Annotated in this window: 6 protein-coding genes; 2 read left to right on the top strand and 4 right to left on the bottom strand. The window is 60.9% G+C overall.

Annotated features, from left to right (window positions below; genetic code table 11):
* The 3 genes from AAAB16_RS24895 to AAAB16_RS24885 all read right to left on the bottom strand — a co-directional run.
* The coding region (locus AAAB16_RS24895) for a TrmH family RNA methyltransferase (protein WP_340665768.1) at positions 1 to 370 on the bottom strand (370 nt) is incomplete at its 3' end.
* Between the two features lie 11 nt (positions 371 to 381).
* Positions 382 to 753 carry a YajD family HNH nuclease gene (locus tag AAAB16_RS24890; protein ID WP_110617587.1) on the bottom strand — a complete coding sequence of 124 codons (372 nt, stop codon included), beginning with the start codon at positions 751 to 753 and terminating at the stop codon, positions 382 to 384.
* A 76-nt stretch (positions 754 to 829) separates the two neighbouring features.
* A complete protein-coding gene (locus tag AAAB16_RS24885) occupies positions 830 to 1,510 on the bottom strand; it encodes a hypothetical protein (RefSeq protein ID WP_340665767.1) in 681 nt (226 codons plus the stop codon).
* Between the two features lie 63 nt (positions 1,511 to 1,573).
* On the opposite strand from AAAB16_RS24885, the gene AAAB16_RS24880 reads away from it, so the two are divergent.
* Positions 1,574 to 1,870 carry a hypothetical protein gene (locus tag AAAB16_RS24880; protein ID WP_340665766.1) on the top strand — a complete coding sequence of 99 codons (297 nt, stop codon included), beginning with the start codon at positions 1,574 to 1,576 and terminating at the stop codon, positions 1,868 to 1,870.
* A gap of 147 nt (positions 1,871 to 2,017) precedes the next feature.
* On the opposite strand, the gene AAAB16_RS24875 is transcribed toward AAAB16_RS24880, so the two are convergent.
* Positions 2,018 to 4,069 carry a S9 family peptidase gene (locus AAAB16_RS24875; RefSeq protein WP_340665765.1) on the bottom strand — a complete coding sequence of 684 codons (2,052 nt, stop codon included), beginning with the start codon at positions 4,067 to 4,069 and terminating at the stop codon, positions 2,018 to 2,020.
* Positions 4,070 to 4,168: 99 nt separating this feature from the next.
* On the opposite strand from AAAB16_RS24875, the gene AAAB16_RS24870 reads away from it, so the two are divergent.
* The coding region (locus tag AAAB16_RS24870) for an MFS transporter (RefSeq protein ID WP_340665764.1) at positions 4,169 to 4,594 on the top strand (426 nt) is incomplete at its 3' end.

The following is a 4,594-nucleotide window of genomic DNA, read 5'->3' as shown; positions in this document are numbered from 1 at the left end:
GTATGTAGATCACCTCTTCACACCAGGCCAATACCTCTTTGCTAAGCGAGCCATCTACGGGCCCGAAGATGTAGATGTCGCGATCCGGGTGGGTGTATTCGGACAGCGGTTTAGCGCCTTCCACTAGTTCCACCGCCACTGGCGTGCAGCCCAGTGGAATGATGCTTTGCAGGTCTTCGATACCAATCAAGGGGATGTCCTGGTGGACCATCTTGGTGTCGGTAGCAAATTCCTGAGCGCGGGCGTAGCGCTTGCCGGTGTAGAACACCGAGTTGACCCCGTAGCAGCCAGCGGCGCGCATGACGGCGCCGACGTTGTCCGGAGATTTTGGGTTGAATAACCCGATACAGCTGTAACGACGGTTTGCCACGTAGTGCTCTCTTATTCTTTGCTTTTCAGCAGCGCGGCCAGGTCGGCAAAGGCTTTGTGGGTGACCTTCGGCCCGGTCGGGCTGGCGGTGGAGCCTTCGCTGAAGTACTGCTGGTCGGTGTAGCGCGAGTGTTCGTTGTCGTGACAGAACAGGCACAGCAGCTCCCAGTTGGAGCCGTCCTGCGGGTTGTTGTCGTGGTTGTGGTCGCGGTGGTGCACGGTCAGTTCGCTCAGGCGTTTGCCTTCGAATTCCCGTTGGCAGCGGCCACAAATGTGCGGGTACATTTTCAGCGCTTTGACCCGGTAGCCTTCTTCACGGCTGCGTTGGCCTTCGGCAATTAGGCGATCGGTTTTAAGGGTTGCCGCCGATTTTTCAGTGCTCATGGGGTTACCTGTTCAGTCCAGGGGTAGATGCATGCCAGCGGCTATGGTGAGCCCAGGCGGCGTGCTTCTCAAGTTATCAGCGTTTTTGCGCAATCCAGATGGTATGCCGCGTGCCCTTGTTGCCGTGGGCATACACCTGCACTTCCTCAACCTTGAAGCCGGCCTTGGCCACACGCTCGGAGAACTTGCGGTCGGCACTGGCTGACCACACGGCGAGAATTCCCCCGGCGCGCAAGGCGCTATGGCAGCTGTGCAAACCGCCCGCGGAGTACAGCCAGCTATTACCTTTCTGCGTCAGACCTTCGGGGCCGTTATCGACGTCGAGCATAATGGCGTCAAAGCCCGCGGGCTCGGCTTGCAGGACATGGGCGACGTCGACGCAGCGCACTTGCGCGCGTGGGTCGTCAATCGGCATACCGGCCTTGGCACCCAGCGGGCCGCGGTTCCATTCGATAACGCCAGGCACCAGTTCAGCCACCACCACCTGGGCGGTCGGGCCCAAATGCTTAAGCGCCGAGGCGAGGGTAAAGCCCATGCCCAGGCCACCAATCAAGGCGCGTGCTTGCGGGCGTTGGCCAATCTTGCGGCAGGGGATTTCCGCCAGCGCGTCTTCAGAACCATGCATACGCGTGTTCATCAACTGACCGCCATCGCCGCCCTGAATCTTGATTACAAAATCCTCGCCGTACTCGAACAGGCACAGGGCGCCGCCGTTGTCGGGGATCGGGGCGGTGTCGAGCAGTACAAAGCGTTTCATTGAAGGTGAGCCTTATGCGGGGCGCGTAGTCTAACGTTCACGCCACGTTTAAGGAGGTGTGAAATGCGTATGTTCAGATTGATGGTGCTGACGGCTGCCACCCTGGCCGCAACCATTACCCTTGCCGCTGAACCCGGCTCGCCGGGTACCGCGACGCCGCAACCGTACCAGCCGGTACAGCCACGCAATGTACCAATGCCTGCGCCCACTGGGCCGGTGATGCCGGGTACCAATAGCCCGCGTAATTTACCGCCAGCGACCACCATCAACCCGCGGGACAACGGCTTGCAGCAGCCTCAACAGGCGCCAAGCACGCCTAAGGTGAAAACGCCGGAGCCGGTGAAGCCAAAGGTTGAATAGGGCTGTCCGACGTTTCGTAGGAGTGGCGCGGGGTCGACGGCCAAGGGTGGTGTTAACTCAGCTCGTAGGGTGTGCTGCGCGCACCAAGTTGTTTTGCGCGATATCGCTAGGTGCTCACACAGTGCACGTACCGGCGCACCCTAGGAGTTATGCGGTGAGGCCTAGCACCTTCAATAAGAAGGCGTATTCCAGCGCCACATCCTTGATGCCTTGGTAGCGCCCGCTCATGCCGCCATGCCCGGCGCCGAGGTCGGTTTTTAGCAGGAGCAAATTGCTGTCTGTCTTGTGCGCGCGCAGCTTGGCCACCCATTTCGCCGCTTCCCAGTACTGCACACGGCTGTCGTTGTAACCGGCTACGGCGAGCAGTGCCGGGTAGGCTTGGGCGCTGACGTTTTCGTAGGGCGCATAGCCCTTGATACGGGCAAATACCTCTGGCTCGTGCGGGTCGCCCCATTCGTCATATTCGGTGACGGTCAGCGGTAGATCGGGGTTTTGCATGGTGTTAAGCACATCCACAAACGGTACTTCGGCGATGGCGGCGGCGAACAGGTCCGGGCGCTGGTTCAGCACCGCGCCAATCAATAGGCCACCGGCACTGCCGCCACTAATGGCCAACTGCGGCGTGCTGGTGTAGCCCTCGGCGATCAGATGTTCGGCGCAGGCAATAAAGTCGCTAAAGGTATTGCTCTTGTGCTCCAGCTTGCCGGCGCGGTACCAGGCTTCGCCCAGTTCGCCGCCGCCGCGTACATGGGCGATGGCGAAGACAAAACCACGGTCCAGCAGGCTCAAGCGGCTATGGGAAAACCAGGGGTCAAGGCTGGCGCCGTAGGCCCCGTAGCCATAGAGGTAGCAGGGCGCCGGTTGGCCCAGTACTTCGCGGCGCGCCACCAGGCTGATGGGGATCTGTGTGCCATCGGCTGCGGTCGCCCACAGGCGTTGGCTGACGTAGGCGTCGGCGTCGAACGGGCCTTCTACCGGGGTTTCCTTTAGTACAACTTGCTCGCCGCTGACCAGGTGCAGTTGGCGCACTTGCGCCGGGCGATTGAGCGCCTCGTAGCGCAGGCGAATCACCGTGCTGTCGAACTCCAGGCTGTCTTGCACATGCAGGCTGTAGGCGGCATCGGGCAGTTTCACCCGCGCCGGTGGCAGGCCCAGGCCATGCACTTCCAAAATCGGCAGGCCGCCTTCGCGCAGACCAAGAATGATGGCGCCGGCGTTTAAGGTGGTGTCTTCCAGCATGACGTCCGGGTTATGGGCGATCAGCTCTTGCCAGTCGCTGCGGTTCGGCACGCCGGCGGTGGTGGCGTGGTAGAGGGCGAAGTTGATGCCGCTCTGGTTGCTGCGAATCACCCAGCCCCATTGTCCCGCCGCATCGCCATGTACCAGGCGGCCATGATCGACAAAGTACTCGTGGTCTTCTTCGCGCGGGGCGATGCAGGTGAACTCGCCCTGCGGCGTGTCGGCATCCAACGCCCAGGTTTCGCAGGTGGTTTTGCTGTTGAGCAACACAAACAGCTGGCGCTCGGAGCTGCTGCGGTAACAGTTAAGAAAGAAGCGCCCATCGGGCTCTTCAAACACCAGTTCAGCGCCGTTGCCGCCAAGCGTGTGGCGATAGAGTTTGTGTGGGCGATGGGTATCGTCGAGCTCGCCAAAGAACAGGGTTTGGCTGTCATTGGCCCAGGTCATGCTGCCGTCGCAGTCCTCAAAGGGCAGGGCGGTGACGGTGTCGCTGGCCAGCTCTTTGACGAACAGCTGATAAATCTCGTCGCCGCTGGTGTCCAGGCTATAGGCCAGGCGTGCGTGGTCGGGGCTGATGCTAAAGGCGCCAAGGGACAAGAAGCCGCCGTTGGCCAAGGCATTCGGGTCGAGCAGTAGGTGCTCGCTGGCGGCATCCACGGTATTGCTGCCATCGGCTGGGCGCGCGCAACGGTAGTGGCGTGGGTATTCATCGCCAGCAGTGGTGCGGGTGTAGTAGAGGAACGGACCCCAAGGCGAGGGCAGCGACAGGTCGGTTTCGCGGATGCGCCCTTTGATTTCTGCAAACAGCTGCTCGCGCAGCTCGGCCTGTTCGGCCAACTGCGTATCCAGATAAGCGTTTTCCGCCTTGAGGTAATCGAGCACATCGTCGCTGTCGCGGTTTTCCAGCCAGTGGTAGGGGTCGTTGCCGTTCTCTATACGGGCAATGGGGGCTTGCGACATAGGGAAACTCCAGAGCAAATGACCGCCGACGGCAAACGCGCCGGGCAGCAGAAAAGCCGCTATCATAAGCGCCCCTTCGCCAGCATCGCCACGAACCGCATGAACGAACACGATTACGTCCTTGTCTGGGCCATCTACGCCATTGCCGCCCTGGGCTGTTTGCTGGTGAGCTTCCGCCTGACTGGCTGGATGTGGCGCTACCTGCGCGAGCCGCTGCGTCTGGTGGTGGCGGTTTTGCTGTTTACCCCGACCATCGTTGACCCGAGCAAAGAGCTGTTCGCCCCGGCCGTCGCCATTACCGCATTGGATTTGCTGTTTAAAGTGGGCAGCAATATCTGGCGTGCGGTGGCCGATTTGGCCATGTACGGCATGATCGCTTTTGCCGTGTACTTGGTGTTTGTGCTGATCCGCTGGCCTATCGAGCGCGCTTTCAACAAGCGCAAAGCCGCCAAGGTGGCTACCGCGCAGGAGGAAGAGGAACAACCAACACTGCGCGAAATGATGGAGCGCGAGCCGCTGAGCAAA

Origin of the sequence: Pseudomonas sp., from assembly GCF_037994325.1 — a bacterium.
GTDB lineage: Bacteria > Pseudomonadota > Gammaproteobacteria > Pseudomonadales > Pseudomonadaceae > Aquipseudomonas.
This window is presented reverse-complemented; position numbering and strand designations above follow the sequence as displayed.